The following is a 22,770-nucleotide window of genomic DNA, read 5'->3' on the forward strand; positions in this document are numbered from 1 at the left end:
AGCCTTGTGGCAACGTCCGGGCGGTTTTATCGAAGGTCAGCCTTCGTGAACGGCGATCCGCGTGTCGCCGAGCAGCACGACCTGGCCTGCGCGAATTTTGCACGTTTTGCGCGTTTCGACCTGGCCGTCGACGGTCACCGCGCCCGACGCGACGATCACTTTCGCCGATCCGCCGCTGTCCGCAAGGCCCGTAATCTTCAGCAGATTGTGGAGTTCGACGTAGTCGCCGGTCAGGGTGAAATCGAGGTTGGGCATGGCAGTTGCGATCGACAGGTGGTCGGCAGGGTCGTTGAAAAGCGACTCGCATGATAAGCCATCGCGCGGCGCCCGGCCTTCGGGTGCCAGCGAATGGCCACGCGCCGAGGCATTTGCAAGCAGATGTTATTCAGTTGTCAGGAAATGAAACGTTGAGTAACAGTCGCCTTTTGTGGCGAACTTCACTCGCAAAAGCCCGGTCTGTGGAATGGCCTGCTGCATTTTTTGCGACGGGCTGAAAACGCGGGCATGGAGTCGGCAGAGCCAACCCAAACCGCCCGCGTGCCGATATCGACAAACTTCAGAGAGGATTGCCATGACCCAGCTCCGTACGCTTTTGATCGGGACCGCCCTCACTGCGATGGCGTCGACCGCCGCTTTCGCCCAGACGGCTGCCCAGCCTTCCGCGGACCTGTCCACCCAGGCTCAGGTCCAGCAGGCGCCCGCCGCCGCACCGGCCGCCCAGGGTGTCCAGATGCCGGCGCCCGCGCCGCAGAACCTGACCGCGCCCGGCTCGACCGACCCGCTGGTCCAGAAACGCAACGCGGACGCCCAGGCGAACGCCGAGTACAGCGCGCAGAAAAAGATGTCGAAGCAGCAGATGAAGGAGCAGCAAAAGGCTGCGAAGACCGCCTACAAGGACCAGGTCAGCAACGCAAAGCTCAACAAGAAGGCCGACAAGGCGGCAGCGTCGAACGAACTGAAGGCCGAGATGCAGGGCCAGCCGACAGGCGCGGCGGCATCGGGCGAAGCCCATAACTGATCAGCGGCTTCCGGCGCCTGTGATGCGACAGGCGCCGTGACTGCCGGCAAGCATTGAAGTTGGAAAGAGGGAGGACAGATGAAAAAGACCAGCAAGACGACGAGCGCACTGTGCGCCGCGCTGATCGCCGGCAGCATGACGACGCTCGCGGTCGCGCAGACGACGCACGATCCCGCCCACCGAGCCGATGACGCACGCCGACAATAAGGCGGCCAAGGAACAGGCGAAGGCCAACAAGAAGGCTGACGTCGCGCAGGCGAAGGCCGACAAGAAGAAGACCGAGGCCCAAGCCGACGCGGACAAGGCGAACGCGGACGCGAAAGTGAAGGACGCGAAATCGCAGTAAGCAGTTCCCTTTGCACACATGTCAGGCGGCGGATTCCCGCCGCCTGGCGAAGCCCGGCCTCGCGCCGGGCTTTTTGTTTGCGGCACACGAAAAATGGGGCGCTTGTCGTCGCGGGTTGTATGGATATACAGTATGCGTCGCCCTCACTATCCGACCCGCCAATCGTGCTTTCCGTCGCCGATTCTCCGTCTTCATTACCTGCTGCCGCGACGGATTCGCCCGCAGCGGCGGCAGCCGCCGCCACATCCGACTGGTTAGCAAAGCTCAACGATGCCCAGCGCGAAGCCGTCGAATACGGCGCCGACGACATCGGGCATCCGTCCGGTGCGCTGCTGGTCATCGCGGGTGCGGGCTCCGGTAAGACGAATACGCTGGCGCATCGCGTCGCGAATCTGGTCGTCAAGGGCACCGATCCGCGCCGCATCCTGCTGCTGACGTTCTCGCGCCGCGCCGCGCTCGAAATGACACGGCGCGTCACGCGCATTGCAGGCGCGGCGCTTGGCATGCGGGCGGCGCTCGCGCAGGGTCTGACGTGGTCGGGCACGTTCCACAGCGTCGGCGCGCGCCTGTTGCGCGAATACGCCGATCTGATCGGCCTCGCGCCGACCTTCACGATCAACGACCGCGAAGATTCCGCCGACCTGATGAATCTCGTGCGCCACGAGCTTGGCTTGTCCGCGAAAGAAAAACGCTTTCCGTCGAAATCGGCGTGTTTCTCGATCTACTCGCGCGTCGTGAATACAGGCGCGTCGCTGGCCGATGTGCTCAACAGCGCGTTCCCGTGGTGCCGCGAATGGGAAGCCGATTTGCGCATGCTGTTCGCGGCCTATGTCGACGCGAAGCAGAAGCAAAGCGTGCTCGATTACGACGACTTGCTGCTCTACTGGTCGCACATGGCGGCCGAACCCGCCATTGCCGCGGATCTCTCCGGCCGTTTCGATCATGTGCTCGTCGACGAGTACCAGGACACCAACCGTCTGCAGGCGTCGATCCTGCTCGCGCTGAAACCCGACGGACACGGCCTGACGGTGGTCGGCGACGACGCGCAGTCGATCTATTCGTTTCGCGGCGCGACCGTGCGCAACATTCTCGATTTCCCCGCGCATTTCGATCCGCCCGCGAAGCAGGTCACGCTGGAGCACAACTACCGCTCGACACAGCCGATTCTCGAAGCATCCAACGCGGTGATCGGCCTTGCGTCCGAGCGTTACACGAAGAATCTGTGGACCGACAAGGCGTCGGCGCAACGCCCGCATCTCGTCACCGTCGCCGACGACGCCGATCAGGCGCGCTACATCGTCGAGCAGGTGCTCGCCGCGCGCGAGGCGGGCATGAAACTGAAGGCGCAGGCCGTGCTGTTTCGCGCCGCGCATCACAGCGCCGCGCTCGAAATCGAACTGACGCGGCGCAACATTCCGTTCGTGAAGTTCGGCGGCCTGAAGTTTCTCGACTCCGTTCATGTGAAGGACGTGCTGGCCGTGCTGCGCTGGGCGGAGAATCCGCGCGATCGCGTCGCGGGTTTTCGCGTCGTGCAGTTGCTGCCGGGCGTCGGGCCGGCAACGGCTGCGCGTGTGCTCGACGATATCGCCGCGCGGGCCGATGCGCTGCAGTCAGGCGGCGCGCCCGATGCCGCGCATGGTGTGTCGGGCTGCACGGCGAATGCGCTCGCCGCGTTCACGCCGCCGGCGCGCGCGCTCGAAGACTGGCATCCGTTCGTCGCGATGATGGCGTCGGCATGCGGTCGGCAGACGCCGTGGCCCGCCGAGTTCGAAATGGTGCGCCGCTGGTACGAGCCGCATCTCGAGCGCAATCACGAGGACGCGTCGATTCGCCAGGCCGATCTCGCGCAGATGGAAAGCATCGCGGGCACGTACGCGTCGCGCGAGCGCTTCCTGACGGAACTGACGCTCGATCCGCCCGACGCCACCAGTGACGAATCCGGCGTTCCGCTGATCGACGAAGACTATCTGATCCTGTCGACGATCCATTCGGCGAAAGGGCAGGAGTGGCGCAACGTGTTCGTACTCAATGGCGTCGACGGCTGCATTCCGTCCGATCTCGGCACGGGCAGTGAAGAGGAAATCGACGAGGAGCGGCGTCTGCTCTATGTCGCGATGACGCGCGCGAAAGAGGAACTGCATATCGTCATGCCGCAGCGCTTCTACGTGCACAACCAGACGCATCTCGCCGACCGGCATGTTTGGGCGTCGCGCACGCGCTTCATTCCGGCGCATCTGCTGCCGATGTTCGATTCGCATGCGTGGCCGCCCGCGCCCGTCGTGTCGGCGCCGACGCGAGCGGGGCTGGCCGCGGCCGCGCAAGCCAAAATAGAAATCGCGGCGAAGCTCAGAAAAATGTGGGACTGAGCTTGCCGCGATCTGATGGCGTCCCGTTCGACGCCCTGTGTCGCGAAACGAGGCCTAGCGCGACTGCCGCTGTTGCTGCTGCTGCGGGCGCGGCGGCGGCATGAAGAAGTTGCGCAACCAGGCGGCGAGTCGCGTGAACACGTCGTACGGCTCTTCAACGAAAATTTCCGGCTTCAGCAGTCGCAGATATTCCATGATCTGCTGCGCTTCCTGCTTCTGGAACGAGCCGTGCGAAATGCCCAGACGCAACAGACCGCGCAATTCGCCGAGTTTTTCACGGGCGGCGCTGCCCACGCTGGTTTCGCATGCGACCTTCGCTTCATACACCCGCTGACGCAGCGATTCCGCCAGGCGCCACGCGGGCGTCTGCATCACTTCCTCGAGCGCCTGGATATCCTGTGCCGCCGACTTGATCTGCGCGGCGAGCGGGTCCACCAGCGAAGGCGCGCCTTCCGCTTCCTTGACGATCGCGGCGGCCCACTCGCGGCTCTGCTTCGCGAGTTCTTCCGGCGTCCATTCCGAGCGCGCGGCGAAGCCGAAACCGAACTCGTTCGCCTGCTTCATCAGAATCGCGACGACGTCCGGAAACTCCTTGTCCAGCGTGCGTTTCGCCCATGCGTACTGGCCGCCTTGCAGCATCCGCTGCACGGCGTGCTCCGTCAGCGGCACCATGTTGTCGAGGAGCTTCGCGCGCAAAAAATCCTCGAACGACGGCGTCGCGAACTGCGGGTCCAGCTTCACTGAAACCCGCACGAACGCCTCGAAGTCCTTTCGCAAGGATGCGAGCGTTTCGTCCTTGATGTTAAGGGTAATCTGACCCATGTCTTATCCCGTTTCGTCGACCGCGCGAACACCGTCGAGGGTTTCGCCTCGTGCCGTGCGCCCCCGTGCGTTGGCGGCACCGATATCCGGCGCGGTTCTGTCCGGCTTGCCGGCTTGCCGTCGATAGACGCTGCCGGGTTCACGGACCACGAGTGTTTATCGGCGGATTGAAAGGGAACTTGAGGGCGGCGCGCCGTCCCGTCGAACGGCGCGCGAGGGCGTGGTCCGGCGTTACTTCAGTACGACGCCTTGCCAGAGGAAGAACACGGCGAGGCCGACCGCGATGGTGAGCAGCGGCCGGCGCGTGAGGGCGCTGACGGCAACGGCGGCCAGCGCGCCGACCAGTTGCGGGTTGCGCCACGTGAGTTCGGCGTCCGTGCCGTGCGGCGACACGGTCATCGGCACGATGATGGCCGTCAGCACGGTGACGGGCACGAAGCCGAGCGCGGTGCGCACGAGCGGCGGAAACACGATGCGGTCGCCGAGCACGAACACGGCGGCGCGGATCAGCCACGTGATGACGGCCATGCCGAGTATCAGAAGCACGTAGTTCATCGCGATGCCTCCGCCGCGCGGGTGCGCTGGAACGCCGGCAGGGACAGCAGCACGCCGACCGCCACGCCGACGAACACAGCGCCCAGCAGGCCGAGCTTGTACGGCCAGTCTTGCCAGAAGAACGCCAGCGCGCCGGCCGTGGCCGCCGCAGCGAGATAGCGCACGGCGACGAGCTGCGGCACGACGATCGCGATGAATGTCGCGGCCATCGCGAAGTCGAGCCCGAGCGATTGCAGGCCGGGGAAGGCCGCGCCGAACAGCAGGCCGATCAGCGTGCAGATCTGCCAGTTGATATACATCGATAGGCCGGAGCCGAGGAAGTAGTAAGGGCCGACCGAGCCCGGCGGATGCAGCCGGTAGTGCGCCCACGCGACGGCGAAGACTTCGTCGGTGAGCAGGCCGCCGAGCGCCCAGCGCCAGCGCGACGGCAGATGCGACACGTACGGCGCAAGCGTCGCGCTGTAGAGCACGTGACGCGCATTGACGACGAGCGTCGTCGCCCAGATGACGGCGCAGCTCGCGTGGCCCGCGATCAGGCCGAGTGCGAGGAATTGGGCCGATCCGGCGAACACGATCAGCGACATCAGCTGGCCGTGCCAGAGGTGCATCGGACCAGATGCGACGAGCGTGCCGTAGATCACGCCGAACGGTAACGCGCCGATGATCATCGGCAGCGTGTCGCGCGCGCCGGCTGTGAATTCCTTGAGACGGTGAGCGGGTTGTGCAGGGTGAGTCAATCTTTCCTCCTCGTTAGGGCCGAGCATAGCCGGGCGAGGGGAGCGGCGGCTTGTACGTTCTTGCGCTTGGGCGTGTCGATGTGAGGGATTTGCTGCGGTGCGGTCTCAGTGCCTAGCTGCCCGGTGCCGCGTGCGGAGTGAGCTTGCGCGCGCGGTCCGTTCAGGACGACTGCCAGCGCCCCGGCGGCACGCCGAACATGCGCCGGAAATGCCGCGTGAAGTGGCTTTGATCGGTGAAGCCGCCTGCCGCCGCCACATCGGCCACCGATACGCCCGCGCGCAACGGCGCGAGCGAGCGCTGCAGGCGGACCTGATTGCGCCACGCGTGCGGCGGCAGTCCCGTCGCGCGGGTGAAGAGCCGCGCGGCGTGAAACTGCGACAGGCCGACGGCATCGGCGAGATTCGCGAGCTTGAGCGGCGCGGCCAGGTCGCCCGCCAGTTGCTCTTTCATCGTGACGACGCGCGCGTCGTCGGCGGCGAGTTGCGGCGTGTCGGGCCGCGTGCGGCCGTAACGCACGAGCAGCGTCGACAGCGCGTCGAGCATCGCCGTTTCCGCGACGAGCGGATCGCCGTTCGCCTCCAGCAACTGATGCGCACGCGACAGCCGCACGGCGAGATCGGGATCGCGGATCACGTCGGCATCGAACCACGGCAGCGGCTGCGCGCAGCCCGCGATGTCTTCGGCGAGCGCGTGAATGAAGTCGACGGGCGCGTACATCACGCGGTAGCGCCAGCCTTCGTCGATTGCCCGGGAGCCGGTGTGCACTTCGCCAGGATTGATGATCGGCACGCTGCCCGCCTCGGCGACGTGGCGCGAGCCCTGATAGCGGTACGTTTCCGCGCCCGCCTCGATCACGGGGATCGTGTACGCGTCGTGCCAGTGCGGCGTGAATTCGTGATCGTGATATTCGGCCGTGAGCAGATCCGCGCCGGGCAGAAGCGGCGTGCGCCAGTAACGGGCGTTATCGCGGAAGCGGGTCGAAGTCATGAGCGAAGTCCGGGTGGACCTGTCAGTTTACCGCGCCTTGCCGGCCTCGGCCTGATTTGGAAGGCGCTTTCAGCGGACGGGGATCGTCGTGCCGGCGGGCATCGGCACGGCCGTGACGCTGTTCTTCGCGCTGCCCGTCGCGACGCGGTCGCTGTAGGTCAGGTACACGAGCGTATTGCGCTTCGAATCGACCACGCGCACCACGTGCAGCGTCTTGAAGATCAGCGACATCCGTTCGGTGAATACGTCGGCCTGCTGGCGCAGCGGCTCGGGAATCTTGATGGCCGCGACCTGGCGGCACGCGATCGACGCCTCGGTCGGATCTTCGGCGATCCCGAGCGTGCCCTTGATGCCGCCCGTGCGCGCCCGCGACACATAGCAGGTGACGCCCTGCACGGCGGGATCGTCGTACGCTTCGACGACCACGCGATCTGAGCCGGTGATATGAAAGTTCGTGTTGACGCTGGCGACTTCCTCGGCCTGCGCGAGCGGCGCGCAGGTGAACGCTGCCGAAGCGGCGAGGATGGCGGCGGCGCGTGCGATGCACGCACAGGGCAGGGCGAGTTTCATCAGGTGACCGGAAGAATGGGCGTTTGAAGAGCAGCACGGAGCAGGACGGCTGCCAGTTTGAACGCCATCGTAACCTGGTTGCCGATGCTGGCTGCTGGCGTGCGATACGCTTGTGGCGCTTCCATTCCATCGATGAAAATCGCGTGCCGCCAGGCAGCGGCGGAAAAAGAAAAGGCCCGCACGAATGCGGGCCTTCAAATTTTGGCTCCCCGACCTGGGCTCGAACCAGGGACCTACGGATTAACAGTCCGGCGCTCTACCGACTGAGCTATCGGGGAACAGCAATACAACTTGTCGCTACATAAAAAAGCCCGCTGTGGTTAACGGGCTCTTGCAATTCTTTGGCTCCCCGACCTGGGCTCGAACCAGGGACCTACGGATTAACAGTCCGGCGCTCTACCGACTGAGCTATCGGGGAACAACAACAGCAGAGAAGCGGAATTGTAGGAGGTGTCGCAGAAGCTGTCAATACCCTCGAATCATCTCAATTTAATTCGACTGATTCGCGAGAGGGCGACAGCTTGCGGCGCTCAACGCTCGAGCAGCGCCAGCTTTTCCTTCACGTCCTTGAATTCGTCGGCTTCGGGCAGCGGCGATTTGGTCTTGGTGATGCTCGGCCATGCCTTCGCGAGCTCGGCATTGAGCTCCGTGAAGTGCTGCTGGTCGCCGGGCACGTCTTCTTCCGCGTAGATGGCGTTCACCGGGCATTCCGCAACGCACACCGCGCAGTCGATGCATTCATCCGGGTCGATCGCGAGGAAGTTGGGACCTTCGCGAAAGCAGTCCACCGGGCACACATCGACGCAGTCGGTATAGCGGCACTTGATGCAGCTTTCGGTCACAACGTGAGTCATTCAGGCAACTCCTGCAAACGATATCTTTTAGGTAATGGGGGGATGGCGAGGCGCCAAAAGCGGTATTGTAGCGTAACGTCAAGTAGTGCATACGCCATCGTCCCAAGCCTCTTATATCGTTTGGTGATTAGTTTATGGCGGGCGGTTTGCGCCGCGGGCGCCCGCCGGCCTTGACGCATTCAAACAACCGCCGGCGCGCATTCGGGTAACATGCGACAGCATCTTCGCGAGACCCCTGTTGAGCGGGTTCTAAGCGAAGCCCGAAGCGCACATGAGAACATGGCGCACGTGGCGAACACGAAAAGGGCGAGGGCGCACGAGGCCTGACGTCTTCCGATTTCATGCAGTCCCGGTTTGCAAGATCATGATCATTACTTCGCTGCTCGATACCGACCTGTACAAGTTCACGATGATGCAGGTGGTGCTGCATTATTTCCCTGCCGCCAACGTCGAATACAAGTTCCGCTGCCGCACGCCGAAGGTCAACCTCGTGCCGTACATCGACGAGATTCGCAGCGAAGTGCACAAGCTCTGCAAGCTGCGCTTCAGTGAGGGCGATCTCGACTATCTGCGCCGGATGCGTTTCATCAAGAGCGACTTCATCGACTTCCTCGCGCTCTTCCATCTGAACGAGAAGTACATCTCGATCACGCCTTCGGCGAAAGGCAACGGGGAGATCGAAATCGACATCAAGGGGCCGTGGCTGCACACGATCCTCTTCGAGATCCCGGTGCTCGCCATCGTCAACGAGGTGTATTTCCGCAACACGCAGCAGCAACCCGACTACAGCGAAGGACGCGAGCGGCTGCGCGACAAGATCCAGCTGCTCGGCGCGCGCCCCGAGTTCGCCGACTGCAAGATCGCCGACTACGGCACGCGCCGCCGCTTCTCCGGGCGCTGGCACGAAGAGGTGATTCTCACGCTCAAGGACGGCCTGCGCGACCAGTTCACGGGCACGAGCAACGTGTTCTACGCGATGAAGCACGGCCTGACGCCGCTCGGCACGATGGCGCACGAATACCTGCAGGCGTGCCAGGCGCTCGGGCCGCGTCTGCGCGACTCGCAGATTTTCGGCTTCGAAATGTGGGCGAAGGAATATCGCGGCGACCTGGGCATCGCGTTGTCGGACGTGTATGGCATGAAGGCATTCCTCCGTGATTTCGACATGTATTTCTGCAAGCTCTTCGACGGCGCGCGCCACGATTCCGGCGACCCGTTCGACTGGGGCGAGCGCCTTCTCGCGCACTACGAAGCGAACCGCTGCGACCCGCGCACCAAAGTGCTCGTATTCTCCGACGCGCTCGACATCCCGAAGGTGCTGCAGCTGTACGAGCGCTTCCGCGGCCGCTGCAAGCTCGCGTTCGGCGTCGGCACGAACCTCACCAACGACCTCGGCTACAACCCGCTGCAGATCGTCATCAAAATGGTCAAGTGCAATGGCCAGCCTGTCGCCAAGCTGTCCGATTCGCCGGGCAAGAACATGTGCGAAGACAAGGCCTATCTTGCCTATCTGCGCCAGGTGTTCGGCATCGAGCAACCTGAGGAAGAAACCGCGGGCAAGTGACGTGCGGCTGTTCTTTCGCGTTGCAGCCGGAGAGCATGTGAGGGCATTGTCGGCACTTCGCACGCGTGCCGCTATATGCCGTTCGGCCAGGTGTTGGCATCAAGGGCGGCCGGTATAATTCGACCGTCAAGGTGCGGAATGCGCACGCGCATTTTGCACGCGTATGTCCCACGTTCAGCACGATCACCGGCACGAGGATATTGCACATGGATACATCGACGGCCCGCCGCAACATCCTGGCGCGCATCCGCGCGGCGCAAGGGCGCGAGCCCGAGCCGGCCGCGTCCGAACGCGAGGCGGCGCAGGCGTATCTCGCAAGTCATCCGCAAGGTCCGCGTCCGCCCATGCCGGCCGATCTCGTCGCGCATTTCATCGAGCAGGCAAAGAAGATGGCGACCACGGTCGACACCGTCGAGTCGCTCGCCGACGCGCCCGCCGCCGCGCACCGTTACCTTTCCGAACTGAATCTTCCGACCCAGGCCATCGCATGGCAGACGCTCGAAGCGCTGCCCTGGAGCGGCTCGGGCATCGACGTCGAGTTTCGCAAGCCGCGCGACGAAGACCGCGTCGGCATCACGGGCTGCTTCTGCGCGACGGCTGAAACGGGCACGCTGGTATTGCTGTCCGGGCCAGAGACGTATGCGTCGGCGGGCTTGCTGCCGGAAACGCATATCGCGATCGTGCCGGCCTCACGCATCGTTGCCGGTCATGAAGAAGCGTTCAACCTGATCCGCAGCGAACGCGGCGAGCTGCCGCGCGCTGTCAATTTCGTCTCCGGCCCGTCGCGTACGGGTGACATCGAACAAACCATCGTGCTCGGCGCGCACGGTCCTTATCGCGTGCATGCGATCGTCGTGCGTGGCGCGTAACGCTGTGTCGTTGCAGGGACGTGTCGAGCGCGCGTGTTCTGGCGCGCGTTATGGAATTCGCGCCGTCGCCTTGTTGTTCGTGCTGTCATGCTGGCCGCTCGCAGCATCGGCCGCGAGTCTCGACGGCGCATCGCTTTCAGCCTGGTGGGGCGTGCCGTTCGCAGGTGTCCTGCTGTCGATTGCCGTATTCCCGCTCGTTGCGCCCAAGCTTTGGCATCACCACTTCGGCAAGATTTCTGCCGCGTGGGCCGTCGCGTTTCTCGTGCCGTTCGCCTTCGCGTTTGGCGTATCGACGGCGTTCGGCACACTGATTCATGCGCTGCTTGAAGAGTACGTGCCGTTCATCGTGCTGTTGACAGTGCTCTATACCGTCGCGGGCGGCATCTGCGTGACGGGCAATCTGCACGGCTCGCCGCGCCTGAATACGGCGCTGCTCGCGCTCGGCACGGCGCTCGCCAGCATCATGGGCACGACGGGCGCGGCGATGCTGCTGATCCGGCCGCTCTTGCGCGCGAACGACAATCGCAAACATGTCGTGCATGTCGTCGTGTTCTTTATCTTTCTGGTCGCGAATGCGGGCGGTTCGCTGTCGCCGCTTGGCGATCCGCCGCTGTTCCTCGGTTTTCTGAACGGCGTCGGCTTTTTCTGGACCACGGTGCATCTCGCGCTGCCGATGCTGTTCGTCTGCGTCGTGCTGCTGGTCGTTTTCTACGCGCTCGATACGTACTATTTCCGGCATCGCGAAGAAACGCTTCCTGTCGATCCTTCGCCCGATACGCTTGCGGTTGGCGTCGTCGGCAAGATCAACTTCGTGCTGCTGGCGCTGGTGATCGCGCTGGTACTGATGAGCGGCATCTGGAAACCCGGCATCACGTTCGATGTGGCGGGCACGCATGTCGAGCTGCAGAATCTCGTGCGCGACGTAGCGCTGATAGCGGTGACGCTGCTGTCGCTCGCCGTGACGCCGCGCGCCGCGCGCGAGGGCAACGCGTTCAACTGGGCGCCCATCGAAGAGGTCGCGAAACTGTTCGCGGGAATCTTCGTGACGATCGCGCCCGTCATCATGATGTTGCGCGCGGGCGAGGCGGGTGCGTTCAGCGGCATCGTGCATCTCGTCAATGACACGTCCGGCCAGCCGCGCGACGAAATGTACTTCTGGGCGACGGGCCTGCTGTCGTCTTTCCTCGATAATGCTCCCACGTATCTCGTGTTCTTCAACCTCGCTGGCGGCGACGCGCAGACGTTGACGACCACGGGCGCATCGACGCTCGCGGCCATTTCGGCGGGCGCGGTGTTCATGGGCGCGAACAGCTACATTGGCAACGCGCCGAATTTCATGGTCAAGGCGATCGCCGAATCGCGCGGCGTGAAGATGCCGAGTTTTTTCGGGTATCTCGCGTGGTCGGGCGTCGTGCTGATACCGTTGTTCATCGCAACATCGTTGATTTTCTTTTGACGCCGTGCGCGCGCCGAAAGGCATGCGCTACGGCCTGATACTCGGAGAATGGCAATGCAAAAGGTTCTGGTTGCGCGTCCCATCTTTCCGGATGTGATCGAGCGCCTCAAGCAACATTTCGAAGTGGACTGGCATAACGGCGACGTGCTGCCCACCGACGAACTCACGCGTCGGCTCGCCGACAAGGACGGTGCGCTGACGGCAGGCGACGTCATCAATGCATCCGTGTTTGCCGCCGCGCCGCGTCTGCGCGTGGTGTCGAACATGGCGGTCGGTTACAACAACTTCGACATGGGCGCGTTCAATGCGGCGAACGTGCTCGGCACGAACACGCCCGACGTGCTCAATGAATCGACGGCGGATTTCGGCTGGGCGCTGATGATGGCGGCTGCGCGCCGCATCGCGGAATCGGAGCACTGGTTGCGCGCGGGCAAATGGGAAAAGTGGTCGTACGACGGCTTTCTCGGTTCGGACCTGTATGGCTCGACGCTCGGCGTGATCGGCATGGGCCGTATCGGCCAGGCGCTCGCGCGTCGCGCGCGCGGCTTCAACATGAACGTGATCTATCACAACCGTTCGCGTGTCGCGCCTGAGATCGAGGCCGAGCTGAACGCGGAGTATGCGTCGAAGCAAGACCTGCTGCGCCGTGCCGATCATGTCGTGCTCGTGCTGCCGTACACGGCGGAGAACCATCACACCATCGGCGCCGCCGATCTTGCGTTGATGAAACGGACGGCGACGCTGACGAATATCGCGCGCGGCGGCATCGTCGACGACGCGGCGCTCGCTGAAGCTTTGCGCGACAAGCGCATCGCCGCGGCGGGTCTCGACGTGTTCGAGGGTGAGCCAAAGCTCAATCCGGCGCTGCTCACCGTGCCGAATGTCGTGCTGACGCCGCACATCGCGAGCGCGACGGAAGCCACGCGCCGCGCAATGGCGAATCTCGCGGCCGACAATCTGATCGCGGGGCTGGGCGAGGGTCCGCGAGCAGGGCGTCCGCCGAACCCGATCAACCCTGACGTGATCGGGAAGGCGCGTTCATGACGATGGTTTTGATCGCGGCCGTCGCCGTACTGGCCGTTGCGTTGGTGATTGTGCTGTTCATACTGATGCGCGGCAACGGCGGCGCGCATCAGCAGATGCAATTCGATGAACTGGGCGAGCGCCTCGACGCGGCCGCGCTTGCGCAGACGCGCGAGTACGAGCGGCTCGAACGTGAGCTGCGCGGCGAAATCTCGGAAACGGCGCGGGTGTCTCGCACGGAATTGAGCGGCGGTTTCTCGCAGTTCCAGCAGACGCTCGCTTCCCAGTTCACGAGCATGACGACCGTGCAGGCCGCCAAGATCGACGGCTTTGCGCAGCAGCTCGTCAAGCTGACGGATACGAATACGCAACAGCTCGACGCCGTGCGCCACAGCCTGCAGCAACAGGCGCAACAGGCGCGCGACGAACAGGGTCTCACGCTGAAGCGTTTCGGCGAAACGTTGCAACAGCAACTGGCGCAGGTCACGGAGGCGAACGACCGGCGCTTTGCGGAAGTGCGAGCGACGATCGAGCAGCGGCTGAAAGACATCGAGGCCAACAACTCGACGAAGCTCGAAGAAATGCGCCGCACCGTCGACGAAAAGCTGCACGCGACGCTCGAACAGCGGCTTGGCGAATCGTTCAAGCTCGTGTCCGATCGTCTCGAACAGGTGCATCGCGGTCTCGGCGAAATGCAGACTTTGGCGGCGGGCGTTGGCGATCTGAAGAAGGTTCTGACGAACGTTAAGACGCGTGGTACATGGGGCGAAGTGCAGCTCGAAGCATTGCTCGAACAGGTACTGACGTCGGATCAGTACGCGAAGAACGTTGCGACGATTCCGAAGAGCAACGATCGCGTCGAGTTCGCAATCAAGCTGCCGGGTCGGCAACCGACTCCCGATGCGGCGGCAACGCCCGTTTGGCTGCCCATCGATGCGAAGTTTCCACGTGAAGACTATGAACGTCTGATCGAAGCGCAGGAGCGGGCTGATCCCGTCGCAGTCGAAGACGCATCGCGCGCGCTCGAAGGGCGGATTCGCGCGGAAGCCAAGACGATTGCGGAAAAGTACGTGTCACCGCCGCATACCACGGACTTCGCGCTGCTGTTCCTGCCGACGGAAGGGCTGTACGCCGAGATTCTGCGTCGCCCGGGCCTCACGGATCTTCTGCAGCGCGACTATCGCGTGACGATCGCCGGGCCGACGACGTTGACCGCCTTGCTCAACAGTCTGCAAATGGGTTTCCGCACGCTCGCCATCGAGAAGCGTTCGAGCGAAGTGTGGCAGGTGCTGGGCGCGGTGAAGACCGAGTTCGGCAAATTCGGCGACGTGCTGGCGAAGACCAAGTCACAACTCGAGACCGTCACGCGTTCGATCGAGGCAGCGGAAGTGCGCACGCGTCAGATGAAGAAAAAGCTGCGCGACGTCGAGGCGTTGCCCGAAGAACGGGCGGCGGGCTTGCTCGGCGACTCGCTGTCCGGAGTCGATGCGGAAGAGTCTTGATGCAGGCAGGGAAGGCGGGCGAGGCGTAACCGCGATGGTTATGCGTCTCGTCAGCCGATAGGGCAGCTTCGAACGGAAGCGAAGCTGCCCGCGAGACGCGCGACGCGATCAGCCCGCGCTTGCCGCCAGTTGATCGAGCGCGTCGCCCGTTATGCGCACGATGCGCCAGTCCGGCAACACGGTCGCGCCCATCTTCTGATAGAAATCGATAGCAGGCTGATTCCAGTCCAGCACCGACCATTCGAAACGGCCGCACTGCCGCTCGACAGCCAATGCCGCCAGATAGCGCAGCATCTTCGACCCGAGCCCCGTACCGCGCTCGGTCGGCTGCACGTACAGGTCTTCGAGATACAAACCGCGTCGTCCGAGGAACGTCGAGTAGTTGTGGAAGAACAGCGCGTAGCCGATCATCCGGCCATCGCGCTCCGCGACTATCGCTTCCGCCGAAGGACGCGCGCCGAACAGCGCGTCGCGCAGGCCGTCTTCCGTCGCGATGAACAGATGCGTCAGCTTTTCGAACTCGGCCAGTTCGTACATCAGCGCGAGCATCGCGCCGACGTCTTCATGCGTGGCCGCGCGGATTGTCGCCGACATTACGCTTCCTCCGGCACGTCGCTCAACTGGATCTCGATGCCGCCGAAGCGCGACGCCACCCAGTTGTACGCGTGGCATGCAATCCACAGCAGGATGAAGCCCAGAATCGCGTTGAGCAGAAGCGCGCTGAACACGGTGCTCAGTTCCACCGACCCGTAACGGATGAAGGCGACCAGCACGCCGAGCAGCACGATAGGCACACTGAACGTCAGATACACGAGGATCAATGCCTTTGCCGTTTGCCCCGGTGCAATGAACGAGATCTGTTTTTTCATGTAAGTCAAACCCGTATGTCGTAGTGGATTGCGTAAAAACTTGCCGGCCTGGTGCGCTCAGATCAGGCCGTCGAACAGCATGATGTCGACGGCGTCGCCCGGATCGAGATCGCCCTGGTCATGGGCGAGCACGATGAAGCAATTCGCTTCGCTCATCGAACTCAGCACGCCGGAGCCTTGCGAGCCCGTCGGCGTCACGCGCCATGCGCCTTGCGCGTCGCGCTGCGCGATGCCGCGCTGGAATTCGGTGCGGCCCGGCCGTTTGCGAATTGTGTCGACGCACGCTGCGCGGATCAGCGGCACAGGATGCGTCGTCGCGCCGGACATCCGCAGCAGCACTTCGCGCACGATCTGATAGAACGCCGCCATGACCGCGACGGGGTTGCCCGGCAGACCGAAGAAGACTGCCGGTTCGCCCGCGCCGGGTTTGCCGCCCGACCAGATGCGCCCGAACGCCAGCGGCCGGCCTGGACGCATCGCGAGACTCCAGTGCGCGACATCGCCGAGCATGCGCAGCATCTGTTTGGTCAAATCGGCTTCGCCGACGGAAACGCCGCCGGAGGTTATCACGACATCCGCGCTCGATGCAGCCGTTCGCAACGCCTCTTCGAGCGCGGCAGGTTCGTCGCGGACCACGCCGAGGTCGATGGGGTCGAGGTCGAGGCGCTTGAGCATCGCGAAGAGCGTGTAGCGGTTGCTGTCGTAGACGCAGCCCGCATCGAGCGGCTGACCGATCGAGCGCAGTTCGTCGCCCGTCGAAAAGAATGCGACACGCAGACGGCGGCGCACGGACACCTCGCCAATGCCCAGCGACGCGAGCAGCCCGAGGTCCGACGCGCGCACGATGCGGCCCGACTTCAGCGCGACCGCACCCTGCGCAAGGTCTTCGCCCGCGAGGCGCCGGTTCGCGCCCGTGCGCAATTGGGCAGCCGGAAAGCGGATGGTGTCGCCGTCGCGCGTGACGGCTTCCTGCGGCACGACGGTGTCGCACCCGGCGGGCATCGTCGCGCCCGTCATCACGCGCACGCATTGCGTGCGCTCGATGCTTCCTGCGAACGGATGCCCCGCGAAGGCCTTGCCCGCGACGCTCAGTGCGAGCTCGCCGTTTTCGCCTGTTGTGCCCGGTTGCTCTTCGAGCGCCGCGCCGGAAAACGCGTAGCCGTCCATTGCCGAGTTGTCGTGCGCGGGGACGTCGATGGGCGACACGATGTCCTGCGCCAGCACGCGGTTCAACGCGTCACGCAGATGAACGCGCTCGACGGTCGTCACGGGCGTCGCCCACTCGCGCACGATCGCCTGTACGGCGGACACCGGCATGGCTTGAGCGTCGTACTGTGCGACGCAACTCGAAGTTTCGTTCAGCGTGGTCATGAAAGGGGAGCGTCGCGACGGGATGCGGTGCGGCGGCGGCCGGGCGATCGCGGCAAATGGCGGCTGCTAATGTCAAACCCGCTTGACCTCGGTCATGGTCGTTCGAGGTCGGCGAGTTCCTGCAGTGAATTGATATTGTAAAACGTGCGCTCGTCTGGAAAGGCGACTTCGACCGCCCTGTGGCGTGCGTACCACGTGCGAACCTTGCGCTCGCCCGCCTGCAGAAAGCCTTCGAGATCGTCGGCTAGCGACGTGCGCACCAGCGCGAAAACGGGGTGGATCGACGTGTCGCCCTGGGCACTCGTGGTCGTGACAGTCGCGATGCCGGCATCATGCGCGTTTTGGGCATCGAGCGCGGCTGCGAGGCGCACGGCGAGATCGGCCGGCAAGCCAGGTGTGTCGCATGGCGCCGACAGGACGAACGGCGTGCGCGCCGCGCGCAAACCGGCGAGGAGACCGGCGAGCGGACCAGGGAAATCAGGCAGCGTGTCGGAGATGACGGTTGCGTGAAATGGCTCGCCCAGTTCCGCGTAGCGCGCCGTGTGCCGGTTCGCGCTGATCAGCAGCGGCCCGGCCTGCGGCGCGAGACGCCGCATCACGTGAAGCGCGAGCGGTTCGCCGTGCAGCATCTGCAGGCCTTTGTCGACGCCGCCCATGCGCATGCCGCGTCCGCCGGCGAGCAGCAGGCCAGTGATGTCGTCGCGCGTGATGCTCACTGGAAAGTCCGGCTCAGCCGCCGATGTACGACATCTCGACGCGCCGTTCTTCGCGTGTCGTCGTCGATGCCGCGTTCGCGCTGCCGCGCAGTTGCGAGTAGCGGTCGCCGCGCGCGTGCCAGATGTTGGCGATGGCCGTAGCGATGCCTTCGTCGCTCGTGCCGTTGCGCACGAGCGCGCGCAGGTCGTGGCCCGACGAAGCGAACAGGCACAGATACACCTTGCCCTCCGTCGACAGCCGCGCGCGCGTGCAGTCGCCGCAGAACGCGCGTGTCACGCTGGAAATCACGCCGATTTCGCCGCCGCCGTCTGCGTAGCCCCAGCGCTGCGCGGTTTCGGCGGCGCTGTGCGCTTCGAGCGGCAACAGCGGGAAGTGCTCGCTGATGCGCGCGACGACGTCCGCCGACGGCAGCACTTCCGTCATGTTCCAGCCGTTCGACGTGCCGACGTCCATGTATTCGATGAAGCGCAGCACCGCGCCAGAGCCCCTGAAATGCTGCGCCATCGGCACGATTTCGCTGTCGTTCGTGCCGCGCTTGACGACCATATTGACCTTCAGCGGCGCAAGACCGACCGATTGCGCAACTTCGATACCGTCGAGCACGTCGCGCACCGCAAAGTCCGCGTCGTTCATGCGACGAAACAACGCATCATCGAGTGCGTCGAGGCTAACGGTCACGCGGCTCAGGCCGGCGTCTTTCAGGCTGCGCGCCTTGCGCGCGAGCAGCGAACCGTTGGTGGTGAGGGTCAGGTCGAGCGGCTTGCCCGCGGCCGTCGTCATTCGCGCTAGCCGTTCGATCAGGAATTCGAGGTTCTTGCGCAACAGCGGCTCACCGCCCGTCAGGCGGATTTTCTCGACGCCATGCGCGACGAAAATCGTCGCGATCCGCTCGATTTCCTCGAAAGTCAGCAGCGCGCTGTGCGGCAGGAACGAATAGTCCTTGTCGAACACTGCGCGTGGCATGCAGTAGACGCACCGGAAGTTGCAGCGGTCCGTGACCGAGATGCGCAAGTCGCGCAGCGGGCGCGACAGCGTATCGGCCAGTTCGCCGCGCGGGGTCCGGACAGGACCGGCGACGTCTGGAACGGCGCTGACGTCGGCAACAGGGATGATGCGTCGGGACATGATGACATATTTGGGATATCAGACTTCATTCTAGCGGAAGGCCCTTTCCGTCACAGTAGGGCGAACGCTCGGTGCTGTCAGGCAAGGTACAGCAAAAAGCCCGCCTGAAAGGCGGGCTTTTCGGGTTGCCCGGCGTTACCGCCGGGCGAAGTTAGCGACCGCTTACTGCGGCTGCTTTGCCGTTTCGACCTGTTGCATCGGCGTGGTGTCGGCGGCTGGAAGCGGCTTGCGCTCGCGCGGTGCGCGGGCGGGTTTCACCGCTTGCGCGGCGGCTTCCTGCGCGACGCGCAGCTTGTCCGAGTCGGTGTTGACCCAGACGAGGCCGGCGCTTGCCAGCATCGCTTCGAGGTTTTCCGTCGGGCGGCCGGCCGATGCGCCGTTCGGGCGAACGGGTTGCGGCTCGGCTGCTGCGGCGACCGGCGCGGCTTGCGTTGCGGGTTCCGTTATGACCGGTTCCGCTGCGGGGTGCGCTTGCGCGACATCCGCGACGGGTTCCGCGACTGGCTGAACCACGGGCTCGGCGGCGGCCTGAACAACGGGCTCGGCGACGGGCTGGGTTGCAACGGGCGCTTCGACCACCGGTTGCGCTTCTACAGCAGGCGCTGCCGGAGCCGCTGCGACCGCCTCGATCACAGGCTCGACGACGACGGGCGCTTCGGCGGGTGCTGCCGCGACGGTTTCGACCGGCGCAGGCACTTCAACGGGAGCTTGCGTCGTGGCGACAGGTGCAACGGCTTGCGGCTCGACAACTGCGGGTTCTTCGACGGCTACTTCCGTGTGCGTCGGTGCAGGTGCCTGATCGGCAGGCACGACGGCTTCCGCCTTTGCAGCCTTTTCGACGGCGAGAGCCGGCGTTTCAGCCGATGCATGCAGCTCGCTGACCACGGCGGCGCCCGTCGCGACGGCTGCCACGACGACCTCGACCGGCTTCACTTCCTGTGCCGGCTGCTGTTGCGCCGCCTCGACCGCTTGCGGCTGCGCTTCGTGACGGCCCGTGTGTTCCGGCGCGCGCACAGGCGTTTCCGCCGATGCTGCCACAGCCGTTTCACCTTCCGCTTCCGCGACATCGGCAGCCGTATTCACGTTCACGCCTTCCTCGTCACGCTCGCGACGGCCACCACGGCGACCGCGACGGCGACGACGACGCTCTTCGCCATCACGCGCATCGTCGATGGGAGCAGCGCCGCCCATCAGATTCGCTTGCGCCTGTGCGGCGACATCGGCCTGAGCCTCGTTCTGGCTCAGCGCGTCGGCTGCTTCGGGTTGCTGCTTGCGACGTTCACCACGCTCGGCGCGTTCGCCACGTTCACGGCGCTCGCCACGCTCCACCCGATCCTGGCGTTCCTGACGCTCGCCGCGCGTTGCCTCAGCGGTTTCTCCGCGTTCCGCACGATCCTGACCGCGTTCGACGCGCTCCGGACGTGCCTCGCGCGGTTCACGTGCTTCACGTGGCTCACGGCCTTCGCGCGGTTCGCGGCCGCCGCGCGGTTCGCGTGCTTCACGCGGTTCGCGTTCCTGACGTTCGCCGCGCTGCGCCGGCTGGCCTTGACGGCCTTGCGTTGCCGCGCCTTCGCCACGGCCCGCCGCGTCGCGGCCACCACCTGCGCCGTTGCGACGGTTGCGGTTGCGATCGCCGCCGCGTTCGCCCGTGCGCTCACCGCGCTCGGTGCGTTCGCCGCGCGCGGGCTTCGCCGTTTTCTCGACAGGTGCGGGCGCGGGAGCGGGAGCCGCCGGTTGCACACCGAACAGACCCTTCAGCCAGCCGATGAAGCCGCCCGTGGCGGGCTTGACTTCGACCGTGGCGGCGGTGGGGGCCGGCGTGCGCACCGGTGCGCTAGGCGCCGGCTTCTCGGGCGTGATGCCCTTGACGGCAGCTTCCTGCTTCGGCTTCACCTCTTCAGCGCGCTTGCTGTAGCCCGTTTCGGATTCCAGTTCGCGGGCGGCTTCTTCGGCCATCTTCCACGACGCGCGCGGATCGTCGAGACGCGCGTCGTCGTGACGCAGACGCTCGAGCTTGTAATGCGGCGTGTCGAGGTGCTTGTTCGGCACCAGCACGACGTTGACCTTGAAGCGCGACTCGATCTTGTTGATTTCCGAGCGCTTTTCGTTGAGCAGGAAGGCCGTGACTTCGACGGGCACCTGGCAGTGGATTGCCGCGGTGTTTTCCTTCATCGCTTCTTCCTGAATGATCCGCAGCACTTGCAGCGCGGACGATTCGGTATCGCGGATGTGACCCGTGCCGTTACAGCGCGGGCAGGTGACGTGGCTGCCTTCCGACAGTGCCGGACGCAGACGCTGGCGCGACAGTTCCATCAGGCCGAAGCGCGAGATCTTGCCCATCTGGACACGCGCGCGGTCGTGCTTGAGCGCGTCTTTCAGGCGCTGCTCGACTTCGCGCTGGCTCTTGGCCGACTCCATGTCGATGAAGTCGATCACGATCAGGCCGCCCAGGTCGCGCAGACGCAGCTGGCGCGCGACTTCGTCGGCGGCTTCGAGGTTCGTGCGCGTGGCCGTTTCCTCGATGTCGGCGCCCTTGGTGGCGCGCGCCGAGTTCACGTCGATCGCGACGAGCGCTTCCGTGTGGTCGATCACGATCGCGCCACCCGACGGCAGCGGCACCGTGCGCGAGTACGCGGTCTCGATCTGGTGTTCGATCTGGAAACGCGAGAAAAGCGGCACGTCGTCGTGATACCGCTTCACCTTGTTGACATTGTCCGGCATCACGATGTCCATGAAGGCGCGTGCCTGGTCATGGATTTCCGTGGTGTCGATGAGGATTTCGCCGATATCCGGCTGGAAGTAGTCGCGAATCGCGCGGATCACGAGGCTCGATTCGAGATAGATCAGCATCGGCTGACCTTGCGAACCGCTTTGCGACGCGGCTTCGATTGCGCGCCACAGCTGCATCAGGTAGTTCAGGTCCCACTGCAGCTCTTCCGCGCTGCGGCCAATCCCGGCAGTGCGCGCGATGATGCTCATGCCTTCCGGCAATTGCAGCTGCGACATCGTTTCGCGCAGTTCCTGACGGTCGTCGCCTTCGATCCGGCGCGACACGCCGCCGCCGCGCGGATTGTTCGGCATCAGCACGAGGTAGCGGCCGGCGAGCGAGATGAACGTGGTGAGGGCCGCGCCCTTGTTGCCGCGTTCTTCCTTCTCGACCTGAACGATCAGTTCCTGGCCTTCCTTGAGGGCGTCCTGGATGCGCGCGGAGCGCATGTCGATGCCTTCGCGGAAGTACTGGCGGGCGACTTCCTTGAACGGGAGAAAACCATGGCGGTCTTCGCCGTAGTTGACGAAACAGGCTTCGAGCGACGGCTCGATGCGCGTCACGATCCCCTTGTAGATATTGCCTTTGCGCTGTTCGCGCCCGGCGGTTTCGATGTCGATGTCGATGAGTTTTTGCCCATCGACGATGGCGACGCGCAGTTCTTCCTGCTGCGTCGCATTAAACAACATGCGTTTCATTGAACGGCTCCAGAGCGGCTCTGCCTGTCCAGCCGACGGCGCACGGGAACGAACCCGGCCGACGGCTTGGGCAGCGGCATGCCGCGCCTTATTGTGTTTTCACAAGCACGCTGGAGCGGGAAAGATGGCGGGAGAATTGCCTGATATGGGCGCCGTCTCCAATAAATGGACGCGCAGCCGCAGGGCACATGCGAACACGGCTTCAAATAATGGCCCGACACGCCGCGGGTCCTGGCAGCCGACTAGCATAAGCCTTCGTCCACGTGCACCGGCGCGCCAGTTGGGCGCGCGTCCGGACACGTTCGAAGGCTGCGGTCTTGCCGCAGCGGGCAGACTCGCTCACTGCGCGTGCCTGTCCCGCTCGGGGTGTCTCGCCTCATTTTGACGTCGCCATGTCCTGCACTCTCCGCAGGACGACTCGGGCGCACGCCGTATTTTCGCCACCGGCCGCTTCGCGCTTAAGGGACATGAAAGCCGCCCTTGCCGAAGCTCGCCAGTCAAATTCTTTTTGACCAAAATTCCGTTACCGACGGTGCCGACTGTGACCGAACGT

At 64.5% G+C, this 22,770-nt stretch carries 20 protein-coding genes, 2 tRNA genes and 1 pseudogene; 8 read left to right on the top strand and 15 right to left on the bottom strand.

Going from position 1 to position 22,770, the window contains the following annotated elements:
- Positions 1-36 precede the first annotated feature (36 nt).
- Positions 37-255, bottom strand: coding sequence for an RNA-binding S4 domain-containing protein (locus PPGU16_RS04440; RefSeq protein ID WP_012400207.1), 219 nt, complete (start codon positions 253-255; stop codon positions 37-39).
- Positions 256-571: 316 nt separating this feature from the next.
- Between PPGU16_RS04440 and PPGU16_RS04445 the strand changes: the two genes are divergently transcribed.
- The 3 genes and pseudogenes from PPGU16_RS04445 to PPGU16_RS04455 all read left to right on the top strand — a co-directional run bounded on the left by PPGU16_RS04445 (position 572) and on the right by PPGU16_RS04455 (position 3,730).
- The gene (locus PPGU16_RS04445; RefSeq protein WP_180721878.1) at positions 572-1,018 is read left to right on the top strand and encodes a hypothetical protein; all 447 of its coding nucleotides are present in this window, start codon (positions 572-574) and stop codon (positions 1,016-1,018) included.
- A gap of 78 nt (positions 1,019-1,096) precedes the next feature.
- Positions 1,097-1,364 (top strand): annotated as a pseudogene (locus PPGU16_RS04450) (hypothetical protein).
- 119 nt (positions 1,365-1,483) lie between these two features.
- On the top strand, positions 1,484-3,730 hold the full coding sequence (locus PPGU16_RS04455; protein WP_180721879.1) for an ATP-dependent helicase: 2,247 nt from the start codon (positions 1,484-1,486) through the stop codon (positions 3,728-3,730).
- 54 nt (positions 3,731-3,784) lie between these two features.
- Here the strand turns inward: PPGU16_RS04455 and PPGU16_RS04460 are convergent, their stop codons facing one another.
- From PPGU16_RS04460 to fdxA, 8 genes are all read right to left on the bottom strand, one after another.
- Positions 3,785-4,552, bottom strand: a complete 768-nt coding sequence (locus tag PPGU16_RS04460; protein ID WP_180721880.1) for a DUF4088 family protein — start codon at positions 4,550-4,552, stop codon at positions 3,785-3,787.
- A 231-nt stretch (positions 4,553-4,783) separates the two neighbouring features.
- On the bottom strand, positions 4,784-5,107 hold the full coding sequence (locus PPGU16_RS04465) for an AzlD domain-containing protein (RefSeq protein ID WP_007741806.1): 324 nt from the start codon (positions 5,105-5,107) through the stop codon (positions 4,784-4,786).
- Positions 5,104-5,871 carry an AzlC family ABC transporter permease gene (locus PPGU16_RS04470; RefSeq protein WP_180721881.1) on the bottom strand — a complete coding sequence of 256 codons (768 nt, stop codon included), beginning with the start codon at positions 5,869-5,871 and terminating at the stop codon, positions 5,104-5,106. Before PPGU16_RS04470 ends, PPGU16_RS04465 begins: the two co-directional genes overlap by 4 nt.
- 133 nt (positions 5,872-6,004) lie before the next feature.
- Positions 6,005-6,832, bottom strand: a complete 828-nt coding sequence (locus PPGU16_RS04475; protein ID WP_180721882.1) for an AraC family transcriptional regulator — start codon at positions 6,830-6,832, stop codon at positions 6,005-6,007.
- A 69-nt stretch (positions 6,833-6,901) separates the two neighbouring features.
- Positions 6,902-7,402 (bottom strand): CreA family protein, encoded by a 501-nt coding sequence (locus PPGU16_RS04480; RefSeq protein ID WP_180721883.1) that lies wholly within the window; start codon positions 7,400-7,402, stop codon positions 6,902-6,904.
- A 202-nt stretch (positions 7,403-7,604) separates the two neighbouring features.
- A tRNA-Asn gene (locus tag PPGU16_RS04485) sits at positions 7,605-7,680 on the bottom strand.
- Between the two features lie 64 nt (positions 7,681-7,744).
- A tRNA-Asn gene (locus PPGU16_RS04490) sits at positions 7,745-7,820 on the bottom strand.
- 112 nt (positions 7,821-7,932) lie between these two features.
- Complete coding sequence (fdxA, locus tag PPGU16_RS04495; RefSeq protein ID WP_028367660.1) at positions 7,933-8,256, bottom strand: ferredoxin FdxA; 324 nt, start codon at positions 8,254-8,256, stop codon at positions 7,933-7,935.
- 364 nt (positions 8,257-8,620) lie between these two features.
- Here fdxA and pncB point away from each other — a divergent pair, with 364 nt between their 5' ends.
- The 5 genes from pncB (at position 8,621) to PPGU16_RS04520 (ending at position 14,670) form a co-directional block, all read left to right on the top strand.
- Entirely contained in the window at positions 8,621-9,820 is a 1,200-nt protein-coding gene (pncB, locus tag PPGU16_RS04500; RefSeq protein WP_180721884.1) for a nicotinate phosphoribosyltransferase, read from the top strand.
- A gap of 206 nt (positions 9,821-10,026) precedes the next feature.
- Positions 10,027-10,689, top strand: a complete 663-nt coding sequence (locus PPGU16_RS04505) for a LutC/YkgG family protein (RefSeq protein ID WP_180721885.1) — start codon at positions 10,027-10,029, stop codon at positions 10,687-10,689.
- A 10-nt stretch (positions 10,690-10,699) separates the two neighbouring features.
- Entirely contained in the window at positions 10,700-12,145 is a 1,446-nt protein-coding gene (locus PPGU16_RS04510; protein ID WP_434064415.1) for a sodium:proton antiporter, read from the top strand.
- 54 nt (positions 12,146-12,199) lie between these two features.
- Positions 12,200-13,189: a 2-hydroxyacid dehydrogenase gene (locus PPGU16_RS04515; RefSeq protein WP_180721886.1), complete on the top strand. Its 990-nt coding sequence runs from the start codon at positions 12,200-12,202 to the stop codon at positions 13,187-13,189.
- Positions 13,186-14,670, top strand: coding sequence for a DNA recombination protein RmuC (locus PPGU16_RS04520; RefSeq protein WP_180721887.1), 1,485 nt, complete (start codon positions 13,186-13,188; stop codon positions 14,668-14,670). Before PPGU16_RS04515 ends, PPGU16_RS04520 begins: the two co-directional genes overlap by 4 nt.
- A gap of 108 nt (positions 14,671-14,778) precedes the next feature.
- Here the strand turns inward: PPGU16_RS04520 and PPGU16_RS04525 are convergent, their stop codons facing one another.
- The 6 genes from PPGU16_RS04525 to PPGU16_RS04550 all read right to left on the bottom strand — a co-directional run bounded on the left by PPGU16_RS04525 (position 14,779) and on the right by PPGU16_RS04550 (position 22,217).
- The gene (locus PPGU16_RS04525; protein ID WP_180721888.1) at positions 14,779-15,264 is read right to left on the bottom strand and encodes a GNAT family N-acetyltransferase; all 486 of its coding nucleotides are present in this window, start codon (positions 15,262-15,264) and stop codon (positions 14,779-14,781) included.
- Entirely contained in the window at positions 15,264-15,539 is a 276-nt protein-coding gene (locus PPGU16_RS04530) for a hypothetical protein (protein WP_007741774.1), read from the bottom strand. The genes PPGU16_RS04525 and PPGU16_RS04530 overlap by 1 nt, the downstream gene beginning before the upstream one ends.
- A gap of 57 nt (positions 15,540-15,596) precedes the next feature.
- Complete coding sequence (moeA, locus tag PPGU16_RS04535; protein ID WP_180721889.1) at positions 15,597-16,910, bottom strand: molybdopterin molybdotransferase MoeA; 1,314 nt, start codon at positions 16,908-16,910, stop codon at positions 15,597-15,599.
- 92 nt (positions 16,911-17,002) lie between these two features.
- Positions 17,003-17,626 carry a molybdenum cofactor guanylyltransferase MobA gene (gene mobA, locus PPGU16_RS04540; RefSeq protein WP_180721890.1) on the bottom strand — a complete coding sequence of 208 codons (624 nt, stop codon included), beginning with the start codon at positions 17,624-17,626 and terminating at the stop codon, positions 17,003-17,005.
- A 13-nt stretch (positions 17,627-17,639) separates the two neighbouring features.
- Positions 17,640-18,752, bottom strand: coding sequence for a GTP 3',8-cyclase MoaA (moaA, locus tag PPGU16_RS04545; RefSeq protein WP_180721891.1), 1,113 nt, complete (start codon positions 18,750-18,752; stop codon positions 17,640-17,642).
- A 162-nt stretch (positions 18,753-18,914) separates the two neighbouring features.
- Positions 18,915-22,217, bottom strand: a complete 3,303-nt coding sequence (locus tag PPGU16_RS04550) for an Rne/Rng family ribonuclease (RefSeq protein WP_180721892.1) — start codon at positions 22,215-22,217, stop codon at positions 18,915-18,917.
- Between the last annotated feature and the right edge of the window lie 553 nt (positions 22,218-22,770).

The organism is Paraburkholderia largidicola (genome assembly GCF_013426895.1).
Classification (GTDB): domain Bacteria; phylum Pseudomonadota; class Gammaproteobacteria; order Burkholderiales; family Burkholderiaceae; genus Paraburkholderia; species Paraburkholderia largidicola.